Source organism: Francisella orientalis FNO12 (assembly GCF_001042525.2).
GTDB lineage: Bacteria > Pseudomonadota > Gammaproteobacteria > Francisellales > Francisellaceae > Francisella > Francisella orientalis.
On the sequence record NZ_CP011921.2, the window covers coordinates 106,774 to 125,737 of the forward strand.

Below are 18,964 nucleotides of genomic sequence, written 5' to 3' on the forward strand. Positions count from 1 at the left end.
TTCACAGCTTGAATTACTTAACGTGCAATGCTTTGAGGATTGTTTAACTTTTTAGATATTAATAAATTTTTTAAATTAATGTATCATTCTAATTAATATTAGAAGAATTAGAAATTTTATGAATTACGAGCTTGTTGAGTCACCAAAGCAGTCAAAATTTTGCGTTATTTGGCTACATGGTCTGGGTGCAGATGGACATGATTTTGTTGATGTTATCAATTATTTTGATGTTTCATTGGATGAAATTAAATTTGTTTTTCCTCATGCTGATGTTATGCCTGTTACTATAAATATGGGGATGCAGATGCGTGCCTGGTATAATATCAAGTCACTTGATACAAATAGCCTAAATAGAGTGGTGGATGTTGAAGGTATTAATGGTTCCATAGTAAAAGTTAACAAGTTAATAGATAGTCAGATCAATCAAGGTATTGCTAGTGAAAATATTATTTTGACCGGCTTTTCTCAAGGTGGTGTAATTGCAACTTATACAGCTATTACATCTCAAAGGAGGCTTGGAGGTATTATGGCTTTATCTACATACTTACCAGCATGGGATGATTTTAAAGATAAGATTACATCTATAAATAAAGGATTACCTATACTAGTTTGCCATGGTACCGATGATCAAGTACTACCTGAAGTTCTTGGTCATGATTTATCAGATAAGCTAAAAGCTAATGGTTTTGCTAATGAGTATAAACACTATGTGGGTATGCAACACGCTGTATGTATGGAAGAAATAAAAGATATCTCAAACTTTATCGCAAAGACATTTAAAATATGAAACAAATAGTTATAGCTAGTCGCGAAAGCAAACTAGCATTGTGGCAGACAAATTACGTCAAAGATCGAATTCAACAAGAGCTAAACATTCCTTGTCAAATAAGTACTATGAAAACGCAGGGCGATATTATTCTGGATAAACCACTTAATAAGATTGGTGGTAAAGCATTGTTTATGAAAGAGTTAGAAATAGCGATGCTTAATGATAAGGCTGATATTGCTGTACACTCTCTTAAAGATGTTCCGTATGAATTGCCAGAAGGCTTTTGCCTAGCAAGCTTTATGCCAAGAGAAGACCCTAGAGATGCTTTTGTATCTAATAAATATATTTCTATAGATGATTTACCGAGAGGTGCGATCGTTGGTACATCAAGTCTGCGCCGTAAAGCTCAACTTTTTCATTATAGGGACGATCTTATAATTAGAGATTTAAGAGGAAATATTCAAACAAGGCTATCAAAACTTGATAATGGTGAATATGATGCGATTATCTTAGCAAGTGCTGGGCTTATTCGTTTAGGACTTAATGAGAGAATAATACAGCTTATTCCTGTAGAAATATCTTTACCAGCAGTTGGTCAGGGTATAGTAGTTATAGAGGCTTTGGATAAAAGTGGTGAAATTTTAGAAAAGTTACAAAAGTTAAATTGTGGTGATAGTTTTTGTGTCGCGACCGCTGAAAGAGCATTCAATCAAGAGCTAAAAGGAGGATGTCATGTTGCAATTGGCGCATATGCAGAGTTACAAGGTAACCAGATAACTCTTACAGGAATGGTTGCAAGTAGTAATGGTAAAAACATCTTAAAAAGAAAACTTATGGGAGATGATCCTATTAAACTCGGTAAATTACTAGCTCAAGAAATGATAGAGCTAGGGGCATATACAATATTGGAGAAATAAAAAAAGGGACTTTTATTGATATTAGTTGGTATTGGTGGTGGGCTTGGTGCTATGTCAAGATTTGCCTTGGCTCAAGCAACAGCAAATATTTCTAAGCAAATTCCTATAGGAATTTTGATGTGTAATATTATTGGTTCATTAATTATAGGTATGATGGCAGCATTTTTGATACAAACCAAACTTTTTAATGAGGATATTTCTACGTATGTTAGATCTCTTTTTGTTACTGGTTTTCTAGGAGGATTTACTACTTTTTCTAGCTTTAGTTTAGACATTCTCAATTTGTTGCAACGTGGTGAGGCATTATTGGCAATTGGTTATATTCTAGTAAGTGTAATTGTATCTTTAATAGCAGTAATCTTAGGATTTTATCTTATAATGGGAGTTTACAGATGAAAAAGAAATTGATGGTATTAATTTTAGTATCTTTTTTTATTTCAAGTTGTATACCGTTCCTTGGTGGTAATATGGTGGTACAAGATAATAGATTCGAGGCTGATGGTGGTAGATATGGTATTCAAATGCAGCAAGGCGTCACGGTTAAGCAGGTTTATGAAGCAATCAAAGAAGCTATAAAACAGTATCCTGATCAGTTTGAAGTAAAAGGTGATGACTATGGAGATCAAAAATCTACGGTGTGGACTTATTGTGATAAGTATAAAGAACCTGTTACATTTGAAGCAACTCAAAGAAATGGCGGCGTATACTTAGAAGTTAGTATGGGCGAACAGGGTCAGGCTAAGCGAAACATGCAAGCTATCTACTATATTCAGGATTTAGTATTGAATAATTTACAACAAGATAATAATTAAAAACTATCATTTAATAATTTCTATTTCTTAAAATTTTTTTTAGGGGTTAGATTCAACTATATCTTATATATCAGAAAAACTTATATGCAAAATAAGAAATATCAATTTGAAGTAAACTAAAGTTTGGTTTTTAATATGTCAAAATTTATGGCTATCTTGGGCTTTTACTAAGTTGATAAATATGGAGTGATAAGTTATGAAATTTATAAAAAAACTATTTGTATTAGTATTGATAGTATCTATCACTTCTTATGTAACTATACATAATAATTCAAATTCCAAAAATGGAGTCTTAGTTGGTGGTATCGTAGGAGCTATTTTAGGATTAATCTGGAGTGTTATAACGTTAAGTATACTATATGCTCCATTATAGTATTCGACATTTATGACGGAGTAGTAGCTAGTTAAGATATAGGCGCTAAATTAGAGTTATTATGGATTGTAATAAATAAGGAGCATTATGAAGAAGTATTCAGTAATAGTTTTGTCAATATTGTTAATAGGATGTTCAAGTAACCCAAAAATTATAGAAGTAGGGCCTGAGGTAATTGTTTCTGAGAAGCAGCTGTTGACGAAGGAAGAAATAAAAAAAGAAGATACTAAGGATGATGCTCTTACAGGTACAGGTACAGGTACAGGTACAGGTACAGGTACAGGTACAGGTACAGGTACAGGTACAGGTACAGGTACAGGTACAGGTACAGGTACAGGTACAGGGTCTGGGTCTGGGTCTGGGTCTGGGTCTGGGTCTGGGTCTGGGTCTGGGTCTGGGTCTGGGTCTGGGTCTGGGTCTGCTGTTATCGGAGCAGGAACAGGTGGCTTGGTAGGGGCAGGAGGTAGCTATATTTATGCATCTACTAAAGATGTAGATAAAATAAAAGGCAAATATCCGTTTGAAGTTTTAGAGGATGGTAAATCTTCACCAATAACATTTGGGTAGTTTACAGATGTTAAATATGCTTTAGGGGAAAAAGTAGATATTTATCAAAGTGAATACAAAGATGTAAAGACATACTTTATCAAACAGTTAGATAAAGATAACAAAAAAGATGCAAAGGCAAAAAAAGGTTGATTATTTTTCTACTTTTAAAACTGTGCCACAGTATGGGCAAGTATTAGTTTTCTTATCTTTAATGTCTATATATACTCTTGGGTGTAAGTTCCAATTTTCATGATATTTAGTAGGGCAAGATACTCTTTCACCAGGATTTACTTTTATAACTTTTTGTTCTTTTTTCATTTTGGCAATTTAACAATGATTATAGCAAAATATTATCAAACTTATAATACAAAAACAAAGCTAAATAGCATATACTAAAGGAGTTGTTGAAAAAAAACCAAAGGGTTTTGACATATGAAAAGGTTATACAATTCTAATATGTCAGCAAAGGTTTCTCGCACTAAGTGGGATATTTTAGCTTTATCAATTATACTTTTAATATTAAGTATATTTGTATGGTCCACCTCAGGCTTGGGTGGGAGTATAGATTATACAAATCAAGCAAGTGTTCAACAGTACTCAGAAGTTTCTTTGAATCTTTGGCTTTTGCCGTATTATACAGCAGAAACAGTAATGCGAATGTTTATTGGTTTGGGTATTTCTCTACTAATTACATTTATATTCGGAGCGTTAGCAGCCAAAAGTAAAAGAGCGGAAAGTATAATTATTCCAGCAGTTGATATTTTACAGTCTATTCCTATTCTAGGGTTCTTCGCTATTACTGTTACTGTTTTTTTGGTTTTATTCCCAAGCTCCTTATGGGGGGCTCAATCAGCAGTGATATTTGGAATTATAACGGCTCAAGCATGGAATATGATATTAAGTTTTTATCAGTCTTTAAAAACTGTACCTAAAGAACTGGTTGAAGTGGCAGATATGTATCAGCTTTCAGCATGGCAAAGATTCTGGAAAGTAGAGGTGCCATTTTCTATGCCAGGACTTGTTTGGAACACTATGATGTCAATGTCTGCTTGTTGGTTTATGATAGTTGCATCAGAGACAATCATTGTTAACTTTAGTGCTTCGCAGTCGATACCAATTAACTTACCTGGTATAGGATCATTTATAGATGCAGCAAATAATGCCCAAGATTTTGGTGCAGTTGGTGCAGCAATAGTGATGATGTTAGTTACTATCATATTGTATGATCAATTATTGTTCAGACCACTGGTTGTATGGTCAGAAAAATTTGTGCTAGGTGAAAACCAGTCAGAAGTTTATAGTAAGTCTTGGTTTTTGAAGATATTGCAAAAGTCAGCAATAACTAAACTCTTCTCTAGTGTGTTTGGAGGTATAAGCTCAGCTTTAGTTAATATAAGATTTTTTAAGAAAAATTTAAATAAAGTTTATAATCAACCAAGACATAAAAAACAGGAGAAACAAGAAACGCTATTGCAGAAAATATTATGGACAGTATTTACTTTGATGATAGTTGTTGGATTATTTTACTTTGCTTACCAAGCAGTATATGGCGGTAGCTCAAATATTGGTCTATCAGAAACTTTTAAAGTTTTTGGATATGGCTTATTAACAGGCTTTAGAGTAGTTGTGCTTATTCTTATCACTTCGATAATTTGGGTGCCAATAGGTGTTTGGTTTGGTATGCGACCTAGAATTGCTCAAAAAGTACAACCTTATGCGCAGATGGCTGCAGCGTTCCCAGTTAACGTTTTATATGGTATCTTTGGAACATTAGTGATAACTTTAGGCCTTAATTTTAATATTTGGTGTATTTTGCTGATGGTTCTTGGAACGCAGTGGTATATCTTGTTTAATGTTATTGCAGGTGCTTCAGCAATTCCAGATGAATTGAAACTGGCGGCTAAGAATATGCAGCTAAAAGGTTTTATGAAATGGCGTAAATATTTGTTTCCAGCAGTTATGCCATATTATGTCACAGGAGCAATCACTGCTGCCGGTGGTGCATGGAATGCTAGTATTGTGTGTGAATACATCAATTGGGGAACTGGAGATCAGTCAATAATTCAAGCATCAGGTCTTGGAGATTATATTACATATTATACAAACCTGCAGGGTGATCATACGGCAAATGTACTGCTAGGTGTGATAGTAATGTGTGTATTGGTTGTAGCATCTAATAAACTGTACTGGCGCAGATTATATAACTATGCAGAAAATCGCTTTAGTATGAATATGTAAGCATAGGAGATTTTTAGAAAATGAGTTCAAAAAAAATTTTTACAGTAGAAAAAGTTAATAAGCAATTTAACATCAAAGGTGGTCATACACTTAAAGTACTAGATAATATTGACTTTACTTTACACGAAGGTGAGATCGTTGCATTACTTGGTAAATCTGGCTCTGGTAAGTCAACTTTACTTAGAATTATTGCAGGTCTATTAAGCCCAAGTTCAGGTGAAGTAATGTATAGAGGTAAAAAAGTTTCTGCCCCTGTTCCAGATATTTCAATGGTTTTTCAAAGCTTTGCTCTTATGCCTTGGCTTACAGTTCTACAAAATGTTGAACTAGGTCTTGAAGCACGTAACATTCCAGCTAAAGAGCGTAAAAAAAGAGCGTTGAAAGCGATCGATATGGTAGGTCTTGACGGTTTTGAAAATGCTTATCCAAAAGAACTTTCTGGCGGTATGAAGCAGCGTGTTGGCTTCGCCAGAGCTCTTGTATTAGAGCCAGATGTTTTGTTAATGGATGAACCTTTTTCTGCTCTTGATATTCTTACTGCGGAGAACCTTAGAGAAGATTTACTTGACCTTTGGGAAAATAATGAGGCAATGAAAGGTATTTTGTATGTTACTCATAGTATTGAAGAAGCTGTTTTGACGGCAGATAGAATTATTATATTTGGGAGTAACCCAGGGTTTATACGTGGTGAGCTGAAGATAGATATTCCTCATCCAAGAAGCTCTCAAGATCCTAGCGTAGCTGATCTAGTAGATCAGGTTTATCGTATGATGACTACTGCCCAAACTAAAGAACTATCTGAGCGTATGAATAAGAAGACTGCTATAACTATTGGTTATCGTTTGCCAGATGTGGATATTTCAGAGATGAATGGTCTTTTAGATGAGATGGCAGAGATCAAAGATGTTGAAGCCGTAGATTTACCACAATTGGCGGATGATCTTCACTTAGATATTGATGATTTATTCCCGATTATTGAGATTCTATCAATTTTAAGATTTGCAGAAGTATCTGATGGTGATATCAAAATGACTGCAATGGGGCGTAAGTTTATTGATTCAAATATAGATGATAGAAAATTTATTTTTGGAAGATTATTCTTAAAGTATATTCCATTGGCTCGTCATGTTGTTAAAGTTTTAAGTGAGAGAGAAAGTCAATCAGCGCCTAAGAGTAGATTCTTGGCGGAGCTTGATGATTATTATCCAATGGAAGTAGCAGAACGTGTCTTTGATACATTCATTGACTGGGCTCGTTATGCAGAGCTGGTTTATTATGATGCTAATACTGGGGTCATCTCATTAGATGATAATGCTGCGGAATATATTAAAAAAATGTAAATGTAACTTCTTTTTCCAATCAATAATTGATATCTGCCATTAAATATTAATATTTAGCGATTATTATAAATAGAGTAATCTATCTCGACTTTTATTCAAAGATTTGATTATGTGAAACTATTTTCTAAATTAGTATTTATATTATTTCTTTTTATCACAATAAAAGTATATGCTGGCGAGTCTACTGAACAATCAGGCCTATCAAAGCAAGAAATGCAAATAATCTCTGATCTTCAACAGCAAATCTCTATACTTAAACAAGAAATTGGTAAAGTTCAATCTCAAAGTGTAGAAGTTAATAATAAGTCATAATTTAGTACTTATCGCTAGAAAATAAGCAATGATAGTTTTAATCAACTTGAGCTAGGAGGGGTAACTCCTCAAGATATAGCTTCTAATATAGCTAATGATGGCCAATCCTTAGGAGATAGTGCAGGCTCTCAAGGAGTTTTTGTATCAAATGGTAGAATTGATGTAGGTGGAACACCTGCGATTACGACACAAAGTCAAATAACTTATTTAGGCTCATATTCTGGTAATAACAGTATACCTATAGGAATGATTTCAAGTAATCTTTTTGCATCGACAATATTAGGACAAAGAGATACTTTTGATGATTATTCAGTATTTTTTGGTGGCTATATAGAAGCAGATGCTCAAACATGGTTTGGGAGTCAAATAAGTAGAACAGGAGGTGCTCCGAATTTTCCAGCTAATGGTCAAAATATTTACTTAACTAATCCGAAGCTATATTTTTTATCTAATTTAGGTCATTATGTAACAGCGCAATTTGATTTTGATACAGATGAAACAGGATGATTCGGTTTAGGGAATGCTTTTGTCATCTTTGGTAACTTAGATACATCTCCATTTTTTGTAACTGCTGGTAGGACTAAGCTTTCAGTAGGGTCATATGGTGGTGGTCCTTGGACTAGTGGTATTATAGATGAGTTTTTATCTCCCGATAAAGTTACTAACGTTTCGTTAAATTATAAGAATGATATTATAAACACTAATATTACAGTTTTTGGCTCAGATGATAAAAGAGCTAATTTTTCAGCTGGATTTTTCTATACAGATTCCTGGACTCAAGATTTATCTGTTGGTTTTAATGCTGGATATGTTTTTAATATTGCTGGTGCTGGTAATGAAAGTATCTCTCAATTTTTGGATAATATTGGAGAGAGTGAAAAAACCATTGGCGTGCTAAACTTTGATGGTACTATGGCATATTCAATGCTTGGAGGAATATGGCAGTTGCAAGGTGGATGGTCAGCTACAACAAATAAACAAGATTTTCACCAAAACAGTTCTAGTGTAAATACTGGTGCGTGGTATTTAGGTGTAGCATATGCACTTACACTAGGTGGAAGAGATACTAACTTTCACATTAGGTATGGGCAATCGTATAATGCTGAGAATATACCTATGCCAACATCAAATGCATCTCCAACATTAGGCCTTACATCTTCAGGAATCAAAAATCAGATGATTGCATCGGCACAAAGGGCATATTTTGACAATAATGTTTTATTTGGCCCAGAATATTCATACCAGAGGTTATATAATAGCGAGCATATGAATACGTTAATATGGGATTTATCGGTATATATAGAAGGCGATATAACATAAATACGATGCAAATATTTGATTTTTGTAGTATTAGAGCAAGCGATAGTATGTTATGTCATTGATAAAAAAGCTAATAAGGCTATAATGTTTAAAATCCTATTATTAATAATTGATTAAGGGCTACTACTTTGGATAATAGTTTGCAACTATTTCAACATTCATCTAACTATATTCTATTAGCATCAGGTCTAATATTATTTTTCGCGATTGTATCTCAGTTTTTATCATGGAGGTTGAAACTTCCATCGATATTATTTCTGATTCTTAGTGGGATTCTTCTAGGACCTTTATCTGAAGTGATATTTCAAGAAGGGTTTAAGCTCGTAGAAGGTACTATCATTTTTGGTGAAGCATTGTCTCCATTTGTATCAATTTGTGTGGCCATCATTCTATTTGAAGGGAGTTTATCTCTTAACTTTAGTAAAATTAAGAGTGTCAGTAGTGTTGTGATACTTTTGACTACAGTAGGGTTGGGGATTACTGTAATACTTACGGCAATGTTCTGTTATTATGTCATTGGTTTAAATTTAGAATTGTCTATGCTTATAGGCGGTATTACATGCGTAAGTGGGCCAACTGTTGTACCACCATTAATGAGAACTGTTAGACCTAAAAGACATATTGCAAGTATTCTAAAATGGGAATCTATACTTGTAGATCCTATAGGAGCTTTAGTAGTTGTATTCATGTTAGCATGGTTTGTTATAGGGGGCAATTATGCAAATCAGCCTAATGGAACAAGTATATTTATAGCATATATAATTTTTGTATGTATTTTAGGGATAACTTCAGGTTTTGTTTTTGGTTATCTTATAGGCTTGAGTTTCAGAGGACACTATATTCCTGAGTATCTAAAAAGCTTTTTTGTTTTAGCTGTAATAGTGGTAGGCTTTATAATAACTGATGCTATGATGCATGGTGCGGGACTACTTATGGTAACGGTTGCTGGTCTTGTGATGGCTAATATGAAAGATATAAAGATGTCTGATATTTTGTCATTTAAAGAAAATCTAAGCATCGTTATTATCTCGGTTCTTTTCATTGTATTAGGAGCGGAGATAGACTTTAGTTTATTCAAAGATTATTGGTTAGACCTAATAGAGGTTTTCTTATTTTTGCAGTTTATATTACGTCCAATTGTTGTCTTATTATGCTCTATCAAATCTAAAACAACTTTTGCAGAAAGAATAGTTATGGGGATTATATATCCTCGTGGTATTGTTGCGGCATCTGTAGCAGCATTAGTTGCTGTCAGAATTACTAAATCACACCCTGAGCTATATAGTGAAGCAAATACTTTAGTATTTTTTGTCTTTATGATAATAGTTTTTACAGTAGTTTTTCAGAGTATATTCACTCCATATATTTCAAAACGACTCAAGGTTACAGAGCCTGAAGGTAAAGGATTTTTGATAATCGGTGGAAATAGGTTTGCCCGCGAATTAGCTGAGGTGTTTGTCAAGAATGATATTGAGGTTATAATTACTGATTCATCATGGGCAAATGTCCAGAAGTGTCGTCAGCTGGGTCTAAATACTTATTATGGTAGTCCTGTATCAGCTCATGCTGATTGGAGTATTAATTTGGTAGGTATAGGGGCGATGCTAGGACTATCTACAAGTGAGTATGTAAATGCTGTGTCTGCAATGAAGTATAAATATGAGTTCGGATCAAATAATGTTTTTGTATTAAGGGCATCTCAGAAAGAAAGCTATAAAGGTATTGGATCGATAGAAACTAATCTAGCAAACTTGCTATTTGATGAAGGTGTCGATTTTAATACCTTGATAGATAGGCTAAATCAAGGAGCTTCAATTAGAAGTACGAATATTACCCCTAACTATCCACTCGAGAAGTTCTTTAAAGATAATCCTAATGCTGTAGCACTCTTTATTATTGATGATAATGGCGATGCTCAGCCGTTTGATAAAGATAAAAGACTAAGATTTGATAGCTATAGTTTGGTATCATTAAGGGATGATGTTAATAAGACTAGAGATCAATTATGTCTAGATGTATAAGAAGTTTTAATGGCAAAGTGCCGAAGGTTGATGAGTCTGCTTATGTTGATGAGTCAGCAGCTGTAATTGGAGATGTTATTTTAAAAGAGAATGCATCTGTATGGCCACAAGTTAGTGTTAGAGGAGATCTTTTGACAATAACTATTGGAAAGGGTACTAATATTCAAGATTGTAGTACACTACACACCACAGAATATCCAAAAGATTCAGGTCAAGGATATCCACTAACCATTGGAGATGATGTAACGGTAGGTCATGGTGTGATATTACATGGTTGTGAGATCAAAAATAATTGTCTAATAGGTATGGGATCTATAATTCTTGATGGAGCTGTTGTTGAGCCTTGGGTTTTTTTGGGAGCAGGAAGTTTGGTTCCTCCAGGTAAGGTTCTAGAGTCAGGTTATATGTATTTAGGTTCGCCAGTCAAAAAAATTAGACCAATTAGTGATCATGAGAGACAAATTATCAAAGAAAATGCTGAGCATTATGTTAAAGTCAAAAATAGATATAAAGCTCAAGATTAGATTAATATTGGTTCTAATATTCGTATCTTTATTAGTATCATGTGCTAGTATGCAATCTAATGTTACTCCAATAGCTAATAATGTTATATTTGATCAAAAATTGACATCTGAAGAGCTTTTGCAGTTAAATAAGTGGCAGGCAAAAGGAGTTATTGGGATTATTTATAATAATCAGGTAGAGTCTGTTAATTATGTATATACTCAAGATGGTGATAATTTCAGTATTAGTCTGTATGGTCCTTTGGGTATAGGAAGTGTTGAAATAAAAGGAGATGCTGATGAGGTATCGCTTGAAAATAGCAAAGGTCAGAAGATAACGGCTAAAGAGGCTAAAACTTTAATGCTGGAGCAATTAGGTTGGTATGTTCCTGTTGATGGACTTAAGTATTGGATCAAAGCTGTAGCTATACCAAATACTAAACATAACTCAGAGTTAAATTCAAAAGGACTACTAAGTAAATTATCTCAAAATGGTTGGGATATTTCCTATCAAAATTATGAGTTAGTTGATTCTAAGTATCCGTTGCCGGCTAAAATTAGAATGACTAGAGAGAACCTAATATTAAAGATCATTATAAAATCATGGCAAATATAAAACCTAGGAACTATCAAAGTTATGCAAAAATTAATTTGTTTTTGCATATATTGAATAAGCGAGACGATGGATATCATAATTTACAAACTTGGTTTACTTTCTTGGATCTAAAAGAGCATCTTAGCTTTAGATTTAATAACTCTAGTAAGATTGAAATCACAAGTAATATACAGATAGCCTCAAAAGAAGATAATCTAATCTATAAAGCTGTCAAAGAGTTTCAAAAAGCCTATAAAATAGATAGTGTTGGTGTTGATATTGATATTATCAAAAATATACCAATGGGTGCTGGTCTTGGCGGAGGAAGCTCAAATGCTGCAATAACCTTAATAGCATTACGTGATTATTACTTACCAGAACTATCAAACGAGCAACTAATACCATTAGCTACGAAGCTTGGAGCAGATGTGCCGATATTTGTATATGGTAGGTCAGCATGGGCTGAAGGAATTGGGGAGATTTTATATCCTAAGCATTTTGAACCGCAATATGTATTGTTAGTTAAACCTAATATTCATATTAGTACTAAAGAGTTCTTTGAGAGCGAAAGTTTAGCCAAGACAAAGAATATGCTACCGAGAGATTTAAGTTTTGATACTAATGTTATGCATAATGATTTTGAAAATGTTTTTTTTGCAAAATATCCTGAATTTAAAAGCCTGTTAGATGAGATTGATCAGGACTTTAGAATGACAGGTACAGGCTCATGCTTTTATCTACTTTCTAAAGATCTTAATAAACTACAACAACTTGCAAGAAAAGTTGATAAATCTCTTGACAAATGGGTAGTCAAAACATTAAACTGTACGTACTAACTTTCTTTAGTGTCTATGTTGGGCTATCGCCAAGCGGTAAGGCAACGGGTTTTGATCCCGTCATTCCCAGGTTCGAATCCTGGTAGCCCAGCCATAAAAATTCCTCATAAAGATTAAAATTTTAAAGATAATAAAGTGTTTTTCTTTAATTTTCTAAATTAAGTCAGAACTTATAAGTTTTTGATAAATAATAAATAAAATTTTGCAGAGATAGGCTATTAATCGTTATACTATTTGCATAAATGAATTTTATTATACAGAATTAATATGTCTACACAATATCATATTGGAACACCTGGTAAAAAGTGGGGCTCTGAAGAAAAAGTCCAATGGTTATCAGAGCAAAGCAAAAAAAGATCATACAAAGAAGAAGCTGAAAAAAAGATTTTGGCACTATCAAATGATTTTGATATCGATGTCTATGGAGAGCTTGATTATCCAGTAGGCAGTTATAAGTTATATGCACTTAAGACAAAAAACTGGGATGCTAGTAAGCCTTATATTTTAGTTACAGGTGGAGTACATGGCTATGAAACAAGTGGTGTACAAGGAACTATTAGTTTTGCTGCAACTAGAGTAAGAGAGTTTACAAGTGATTATAATATCTTGATCCTACCTTGCTTAAGTCCTTGGGGATATGAAACAATTAACCGCTGGAATCCTAATGCTATGGATCCTAATAGATCGTTCTATCTAGAGAGTGGTTGTGATGAGTCGGTTTTTGCAATGAAATATATTAACTCATTGAATATTGAACTTCTGATGCATATAGATTTGCATGAGACAACAGATACTGATGATAGTGAATTTAGACCAGCATTAGTAGCTCGTGAGGGTATAACTATAGATAAATGGGGTATTCCAGATGGATTTTATTTAGTTGCTAACAATAGAAATCCACACTATGACTTCCAGAAATATATAATTAATGTAGTAGCAAAAGTTACTCATATTGCTCCTACTGATCCTAGCATAAATATATTAGGTGATGATATTATCAGAGATGGAATTATGGCATGTGATTCAGACAAAGAAAAATTATGCATGTCTTTATCAAAAGCTGAGTATACAACTACGACTGAGGTTTATCCAGATAGTCCAAGAACAAATCCTCAAGAATGTATACTTGCTCAAGTAGCGACGATAGTTGCAGGTTTGAACTTTATTAGCCAGCAAAAATAAAAGGAAAATATAAATGTTAAATGGTTTGATTAATGTAGCGACTTTTTTGATAGATATTGTCTTTGGCATTTATGCTTTTATACTACTGTTTAGATTTTTCTTACAATGGGTAAAAGCAGATTTTTATAATCCAATTTGTCAGATGATTATGCGTGCGACAAATGCTGCTATATTACATCTAAGAAAATTTATACCAGGATTTTTGAATCTAGATTGGTCATGTATAGTAGCTGTGTATATTGTGTTTGTGGCGCGGAACTTACTTGTAGGTTTATTAAATGGGATAGGTCTTAATTTGATGTTTATTTTCTTTAAACCGCTGATTGATATAATTTTTGCAGTTATTAATATGTATGTATATTTGATAATAATAAGAGCAATATCTAGTTGGTTTGTTCAAGGAGGCTATAATCCAATTATTATGGTTATATATCAAGTTACAGAGCCATTATTATCAAGAGCTAGAAATATAATCAAACCAATAAATTCAGGATTTGATTTTTCTCCAATTATTGTATTAATTGGTCTATTTTGTATTCAGATATTCATACAAAGCATTATTGCGCAGTTTTTTCACTATTGATTAATAGCATGTAGAGTCGAGCTGATATCTTTAATAACTATTCTAGTTGAATCGCATTCGAGATCACGAAGATATTCTAGTTTGATAGTTTTTTCTGATGCTATACGTCCTGGATTACTATCAAGAATTATTACTCTATCTGCCATATTTACAGCTTCTTCGATATTGTGTGTAACAAGAATAATAGTTTTTGTTTTAGCTTGACCAGTATGCCATAGATGCATAATATCGTCTCTTAGAGTTTTGGCAGTGACTATATCAAGAGATGAGAAAGGCTCATCAAGAAATAATATCTCTGGCTCAATCATTAATGCTCTAGCAAATCCTACGCATTGTTTCATGCCACCAGAGAGTTCGCTTACATAAGCATCCTCAAAACCATTTAAGCCAATCTTTTTGATAATCTCAAGAGCTTTAGATTTGCTTTGTGATCTAGGTATACCAAGAGAGTCTGTACCAAAAAGAACATTTTCTAAAACATTTAGCCATGGTAGCAGTGCAAAGTTTTGAAAAACCATACCGATGTTTTCTAAAGGGCTATCAATAGCCGAACCCTTATAAAAAAGTTTTCCAGAAGTTGGTTTTAATAGTCCGCTTAATATTCTTACAAGACTAGATTTTCCTGCTCCTGATTTGCCAACTATAGCGATTATCTCATTTTCTCTTACTTTTAAAGTTAGATTTTCGACTACTCTTTTTATATTCTTTTTATCTTGCTTATAATCTAGGTAAATATCGTAGCAATTTATTAACGTGTTATTTTTAAATTCAGTCATGCTTACTCTCCTTTTAGACATTTATGGATTAGTTACATTTGTATTTTGTTTCAGCAAGTTTATATAATGGCTTCCAGATAAATATTACACACAAAGCTACTAATGAGCACAATGCAACTACCGCTAGGGCTGCTTCATGAAGTTGGTTATTACCTGTTGTGGTAGATACCAGTGCGCCAATTCCATCTACTTTAATAGTATTTGAGCCCCATATTACCAATTCAGCTGCAATTGCCGAGTTCCAAGCGCCACTTGCAGCACTAATAATTCCGCAGACTATATATGGAAATACAGCAGGTATTGCAAACTTAAACCACCATTTCCAACCTTTTAGATGGAAAGATTTTGTCATTTCTATTATTTCTGTAGGTAAGCTAGAGACACCAGCTATGACATTAAAAAGTACATACCAAGATGTTCCGGTCATTATTAATGGGGTACACCAAACATTTGGCGATCCACCACCTAATATAAGTACAGCCACAATCGGGAAAATATCGGTTGTGGTATTGCTGCACCTATTTGTATTATTGGCTGGATAGCTTTTGTCCGCTTGCTTGACATACCTATCCATATACCTAGTGGTGTGCATATAGCGACACTTATCATCATGGCGATAGTCACACGAACAGTTATTTCTACCATTAATGGTATCAGGTAACTTATATCACCATCTGGGAAGAAGAGCCACAGAGCATTACCAGTCCATATACATGCTGAGATAATTACTATATACCAAGCAGTACAACCAAGTTTTTTCAATATCTTGATATCTCTAGTCGGTGATTTGAGATTAATTTTTTTACTTAAAAAGCTAGCGCCATTAATTAGCCAAAATACAATAGTGCTAAAAATTGGCTTTATAGCATTTACAAATTGAGATTTCTTATATGAGCGATAAAGCCAAGGACTATCAGTAGTTTTATTGTTGATGGACTCATATTTGAACTTTTCTGACCATTTAACTAAAGGTCTAAAAAGTAGCTGATCAAATAGAGCTATATTAATGATAATAGCCACAAGAGCATATAAGATAGCTGTTATATTTGAGTCAGTCAATGCCAGCGCTATATACGAGCCTATACCAGGTAAGCTAACATCGCCTGTGATAGCGAACCAAGCAGCTGATTGAGAAACCATAATATTCCAAAGTAAACTAGGTACCGAATAAGGTAGTTCGATCTTCCAAAATTTTTGCCATGCGTTGAGTTTGAAGGCAGTAGCAGCTTCTGTTAGCTCTGCAGGGACCATTCGTATAGTTTGGTATAAGATTAGTGCCATATTCGAAGCTTGAGATGTAAATATCTCAAAAATTGCTGCAGCTTCTAAACCCATAATTGAATGAGGAAATAGAAAAAGAAAAAACGCGGTGGTAAATGTCAAAAATCATAATAAAGGTGTCGATTCTAGAAAATTTATGATTGGTAAGCAGACTCTAGCAAAGTGTTTATTCTTAGCGCATGCATATCCAACTATCAATGCAAAAACAAATGAAAATATCATACCTATAATCAATCGCATAGTAGTACGCAACATGTAATATGGTAAATGACTTGGATCAAGTGATATAGCTGAAACTGATGATGCATCAATAAATGATCGATGCATATTATTCCAAGCATAATAAGCTAGGCGCTAATAACTAATATTAAAGCTACTATAATCACATCAGCTTTATTTGGTAGAAATCTCTTTTTTGTTACTGTATAACTTGCGAACATTATTATTCTCCTTAGTAATCGAATCAAGTTATCTTAGAGTTATTAATTTTGTGATTATGTAAAGTTATAGAGTATCTGTAATTTTTGTAAATTCTAATAGCTATAGAAATAGTATATTTATCACTAGATAATTAAACCTACAGATATGTGGGAGCTATATACTACTTTTAAGTAATTTAGCTTTAGATACAACTATCCCTATACAGTCAATCTAAGGATATCTTTGGTTAAAAAAATCACCCTTAAACTGATTACACAAAATTAGTTATATGAAGTTAGTTGTGACTAACAACTCGGAGGTTGTGGTGTGTAAGTTATAAACATTTGATCCCTCCTTGTGAGAGGTTGCTACTACGGTAACGTTTATTTTGCGAACATTCTAGCGCTATAAAGTATGTTTTGCAATATGTTTTAGCAGATTTTGTAGTAGTTACTTTAGAAAGAGTGGATTAATTTAAGTTTTTCTCATAAGAATCATTTTATAAGCAGCATCACTATCCTCATAATAATTATTAATTTGCTTATTTATAACAAATCCTAGCTTCTGATATAAAGAAATAGCTATTAGATTGTTTGTATTTACTTCTAGTGAAATATTTTTGTCAGAGTTGTTTAAAATGTATTCTAATAGTTTTTTTTATACTCAAAGCATAAAATATATCCAGCAAGTTCATTGTTGATTTTAGCTACAAAAAAGTATTTTTGCTTATTAATATTATGGATAAATTGCTTTTTTGAAATTTTATCAGACAAAAAAGTAGAGTTCTCAAGTTCTGCAAGTGTTTGAACATCACTTAATTGGGGCTTAGATATTTGCATAAGGTAACTTCTTGTAGTTCATTCTATTTAGAAACTCTAGCATTATAGTTGTATAGAGTTGGTCGCCAATATAAGTATCTTCAATATCAGAGTCTAAAGATGGATTGTCATTGATTTCTATGATAATAGGTTTATTGTCTACAACTTTTATATCAATACCATATAGTCCATTGCCGATAGTTTTTGCAGCTTTAAGAGCTATTCTTAGCACAGATTTATCAACTTGATGGATAGCAAATGCTTCAGAGTTTCCATGCTGAGTAGTTTTCTTATTATGATTGGTTATTTGCCAATGGCCTTTCGCCATGAAATATTTACACGCATATATTGGCTTATTGTTTAATATACCAGTACGCCAGTCAAAATCAGTATAGTAATATTTTTGAGCTATTATGATCGAAGATTGTTCAAGCATGATATCTAGAATTTGCTTGAGCTCCTCTGCCGAATTAGCTTTTTTAACACCCTTTGAAAATGAACTATCTGGAATTTTCAAAACTATAGGAAGACCTAACTCACTGATTAATTCTTCAGCTGCAAAGCTATCATCTTTAAAAATAAGTTTACCTTCCTGGGTTAGTATTTTATTTTTAATCATTAGGTTATGTAAATAAACCTTGTTGGTACAGCAAGTTATGGATTTTGTATCATCAATAACTACTAAGTTATTGTCCTCAGCTTTTTTAGAAAAACTATAACTATAGTGATTAATAGATGTTGTTGTTATGATGAAAAGTCCGTCATATTCAAGCAGACTCATATAATCATCTTTGGTAATTAGATCAGTATAAATACCTAAATCATAAGAATAATTTTTTTTGATTTTTCGTTTACGCCAAACTTTGCTACTAAAATTGTTAAGAGCATTTGCAAATATAGTCTGCTCATTATCATTTAGAGAGGAAATATGTCCAATCTTAATAGTTTTTATTTTCCATAATGAGTTTTGCTTCTCTAAAGTTACTTCTAATATTGGTGTTGGATATTTTTCAAATATCCTTTTAGCAATTTTTTCTGTACCTTGTAGGTTAGCTATTCCAAAGAAAATCTTAATAGCTAATAGGTTTGTATTTAAAGCATTTAGCGCTTTGTGTTCTCTACTATTAATTAAGTTAGATAACGGAGTTTCCTCAAAGTGACTAATACTGTTGAGTGTTTCAACAGTAGGTATAATAGTATCTTTATTTGAGTGTGCCAAAAGACAAGCATAATAGCCTTGCTCAAGATAATTCATTTGCTCAGATAAATTAATGATATAGTTGGGCTTGTTACTAATGTTCTGTAAATATTGATGTGTA

At 33.2% G+C, this 18,964-nt stretch carries 17 protein-coding genes, 1 tRNA gene and 4 pseudogenes; 17 read left to right on the forward strand and 5 right to left on the reverse strand.

All coding sequences use genetic code 11. The features are described from left to right. Window positions 1–118: 118 nt before the first annotated feature. The 6 genes and pseudogenes from FNO12_RS00545 to FNO12_RS09585 all read left to right on the forward strand — a co-directional run bounded on the left by FNO12_RS00545 (window position 119) and on the right by FNO12_RS09585 (window position 3,570). Window positions 119–787, forward strand: coding sequence for a dienelactone hydrolase family protein (locus tag FNO12_RS00545; protein WP_014714228.1), 669 nt, complete (start codon window positions 119–121; stop codon window positions 785–787). After that, on the forward strand, window positions 784–1,686 hold the full coding sequence (gene hemC / locus FNO12_RS00550; RefSeq protein WP_014714229.1) for a hydroxymethylbilane synthase: 903 nt from the start codon (window positions 784–786) through the stop codon (window positions 1,684–1,686). The genes FNO12_RS00545 and hemC overlap by 4 nt, the downstream gene beginning before the upstream one ends. A gap of 51 nt (window positions 1,687–1,737) precedes the next feature. Next, window positions 1,738–2,082 carry a fluoride efflux transporter CrcB gene (gene crcB / locus FNO12_RS00555; RefSeq protein ID WP_048349225.1) on the forward strand — a complete coding sequence of 115 codons (345 nt, stop codon included), beginning with the start codon at window positions 1,738–1,740 and terminating at the stop codon, window positions 2,080–2,082. Beyond that, on the forward strand, window positions 2,079–2,498 hold the full coding sequence (locus FNO12_RS00560) for a hypothetical protein (RefSeq protein WP_014714231.1): 420 nt from the start codon (window positions 2,079–2,081) through the stop codon (window positions 2,496–2,498). Before crcB ends, FNO12_RS00560 begins: the two co-directional genes overlap by 4 nt. 196 nt (window positions 2,499–2,694) lie before the next feature. Then, a complete protein-coding gene (locus tag FNO12_RS09500) occupies window positions 2,695–2,871 on the forward strand; it encodes a hypothetical protein (RefSeq protein ID WP_014714232.1) in 177 nt (58 codons plus the stop codon). Between the two features lie 87 nt (window positions 2,872–2,958). Next, window positions 2,959–3,570: pseudogene (locus FNO12_RS09585) on the forward strand (hypothetical protein). Here the strand turns inward: FNO12_RS09585 and FNO12_RS00575 are convergent. After that, the gene (locus FNO12_RS00575) at window positions 3,571–3,738 is read right to left on the reverse strand and encodes a zinc-finger domain-containing protein (RefSeq protein WP_014714234.1); all 168 of its coding nucleotides are present in this window, start codon (window positions 3,736–3,738) and stop codon (window positions 3,571–3,573) included. Between the two features lie 114 nt (window positions 3,739–3,852). On the opposite strand from FNO12_RS00575, the gene FNO12_RS00580 reads away from it, so the two are divergent. From FNO12_RS00580 to FNO12_RS00625, 11 genes and pseudogenes are all read left to right on the forward strand, one after another. Further along, on the forward strand, window positions 3,853–5,658 hold the full coding sequence (locus FNO12_RS00580) for an ABC transporter permease (protein WP_014714235.1): 1,806 nt from the start codon (window positions 3,853–3,855) through the stop codon (window positions 5,656–5,658). A 20-nt stretch (window positions 5,659–5,678) separates the two neighbouring features. Continuing rightward, on the forward strand, window positions 5,679–6,998 hold the full coding sequence (locus tag FNO12_RS00585; RefSeq protein WP_014714236.1) for an ABC transporter ATP-binding protein: 1,320 nt from the start codon (window positions 5,679–5,681) through the stop codon (window positions 6,996–6,998). 111 nt (window positions 6,999–7,109) lie between these two features. After that, a complete protein-coding gene (locus FNO12_RS09915) occupies window positions 7,110–7,310 on the forward strand; it encodes a hypothetical protein (RefSeq protein ID WP_030003312.1) in 201 nt (66 codons plus the stop codon). A 39-nt stretch (window positions 7,311–7,349) separates the two neighbouring features. Next, window positions 7,350–8,630 (forward strand): annotated as a pseudogene (locus FNO12_RS00590) (DUF3573 domain-containing protein); the annotation flags it as partial. A 140-nt stretch (window positions 8,631–8,770) separates the two neighbouring features. Next, complete coding sequence (locus FNO12_RS00595) at window positions 8,771–10,651, forward strand: cation:proton antiporter (RefSeq protein WP_371806948.1); 1,881 nt, start codon at window positions 8,771–8,773, stop codon at window positions 10,649–10,651. Continuing rightward, window positions 10,636–11,175 (forward strand): gamma carbonic anhydrase family protein, encoded by a 540-nt coding sequence (locus tag FNO12_RS00600; protein WP_014714238.1) that lies wholly within the window; start codon window positions 10,636–10,638, stop codon window positions 11,173–11,175. The genes FNO12_RS00595 and FNO12_RS00600 overlap by 16 nt, the downstream gene beginning before the upstream one ends. Continuing rightward, window positions 11,126–11,770, forward strand: coding sequence for a lipoprotein insertase outer membrane protein LolB (lolB, locus tag FNO12_RS00605; RefSeq protein WP_174805265.1), 645 nt, complete (start codon window positions 11,126–11,128; stop codon window positions 11,768–11,770). Before FNO12_RS00600 ends, lolB begins: the two co-directional genes overlap by 50 nt. Continuing rightward, window positions 11,758–12,585, forward strand: coding sequence for a 4-(cytidine 5'-diphospho)-2-C-methyl-D-erythritol kinase (gene ispE / locus FNO12_RS00610; RefSeq protein ID WP_014714240.1), 828 nt, complete (start codon window positions 11,758–11,760; stop codon window positions 12,583–12,585). Before lolB ends, ispE begins: the two co-directional genes overlap by 13 nt. A 19-nt stretch (window positions 12,586–12,604) precedes the next feature. Continuing rightward, window positions 12,605–12,679 (forward strand) — tRNA-Gln (locus tag FNO12_RS00615). A 173-nt stretch (window positions 12,680–12,852) separates the two neighbouring features. After that, window positions 12,853–13,767, forward strand: a complete 915-nt coding sequence (locus tag FNO12_RS00620; protein WP_014714241.1) for a M14 family metallopeptidase — start codon at window positions 12,853–12,855, stop codon at window positions 13,765–13,767. Between the two features lie 13 nt (window positions 13,768–13,780). Further along, window positions 13,781–14,350, forward strand: coding sequence for a YggT family protein (locus tag FNO12_RS00625; RefSeq protein ID WP_014714242.1), 570 nt, complete (start codon window positions 13,781–13,783; stop codon window positions 14,348–14,350). On the opposite strand, the gene FNO12_RS00630 is transcribed toward FNO12_RS00625, so the two are convergent. From FNO12_RS00630 to FNO12_RS00645, 4 genes and pseudogenes are all read right to left on the reverse strand, one after another. Then, window positions 14,344–15,126, reverse strand: coding sequence for an ABC transporter ATP-binding protein (locus FNO12_RS00630; RefSeq protein ID WP_014714243.1), 783 nt, complete (start codon window positions 15,124–15,126; stop codon window positions 14,344–14,346). The two genes, FNO12_RS00625 and FNO12_RS00630, sit on opposite strands and share 7 nt — an antisense overlap. 28 nt (window positions 15,127–15,154) lie before the next feature. Next, window positions 15,155–16,847 (reverse strand): annotated as a pseudogene (locus FNO12_RS00635) (ABC transporter permease subunit). 454 nt (window positions 16,848–17,301) lie between these two features. Beyond that, window positions 17,302–17,666: pseudogene (locus FNO12_RS00640) on the reverse strand (GNAT family protein). After that, the gene (locus tag FNO12_RS00645) at window positions 17,653–18,900 is read right to left on the reverse strand and encodes a RimK family alpha-L-glutamate ligase (protein ID WP_014714245.1); all 1,248 of its coding nucleotides are present in this window, start codon (window positions 18,898–18,900) and stop codon (window positions 17,653–17,655) included. The pseudogene FNO12_RS00640 and the gene FNO12_RS00645 overlap by 14 nt, the downstream one beginning before the upstream one ends. Between the last annotated feature and the right edge of the window lie 64 nt (window positions 18,901–18,964).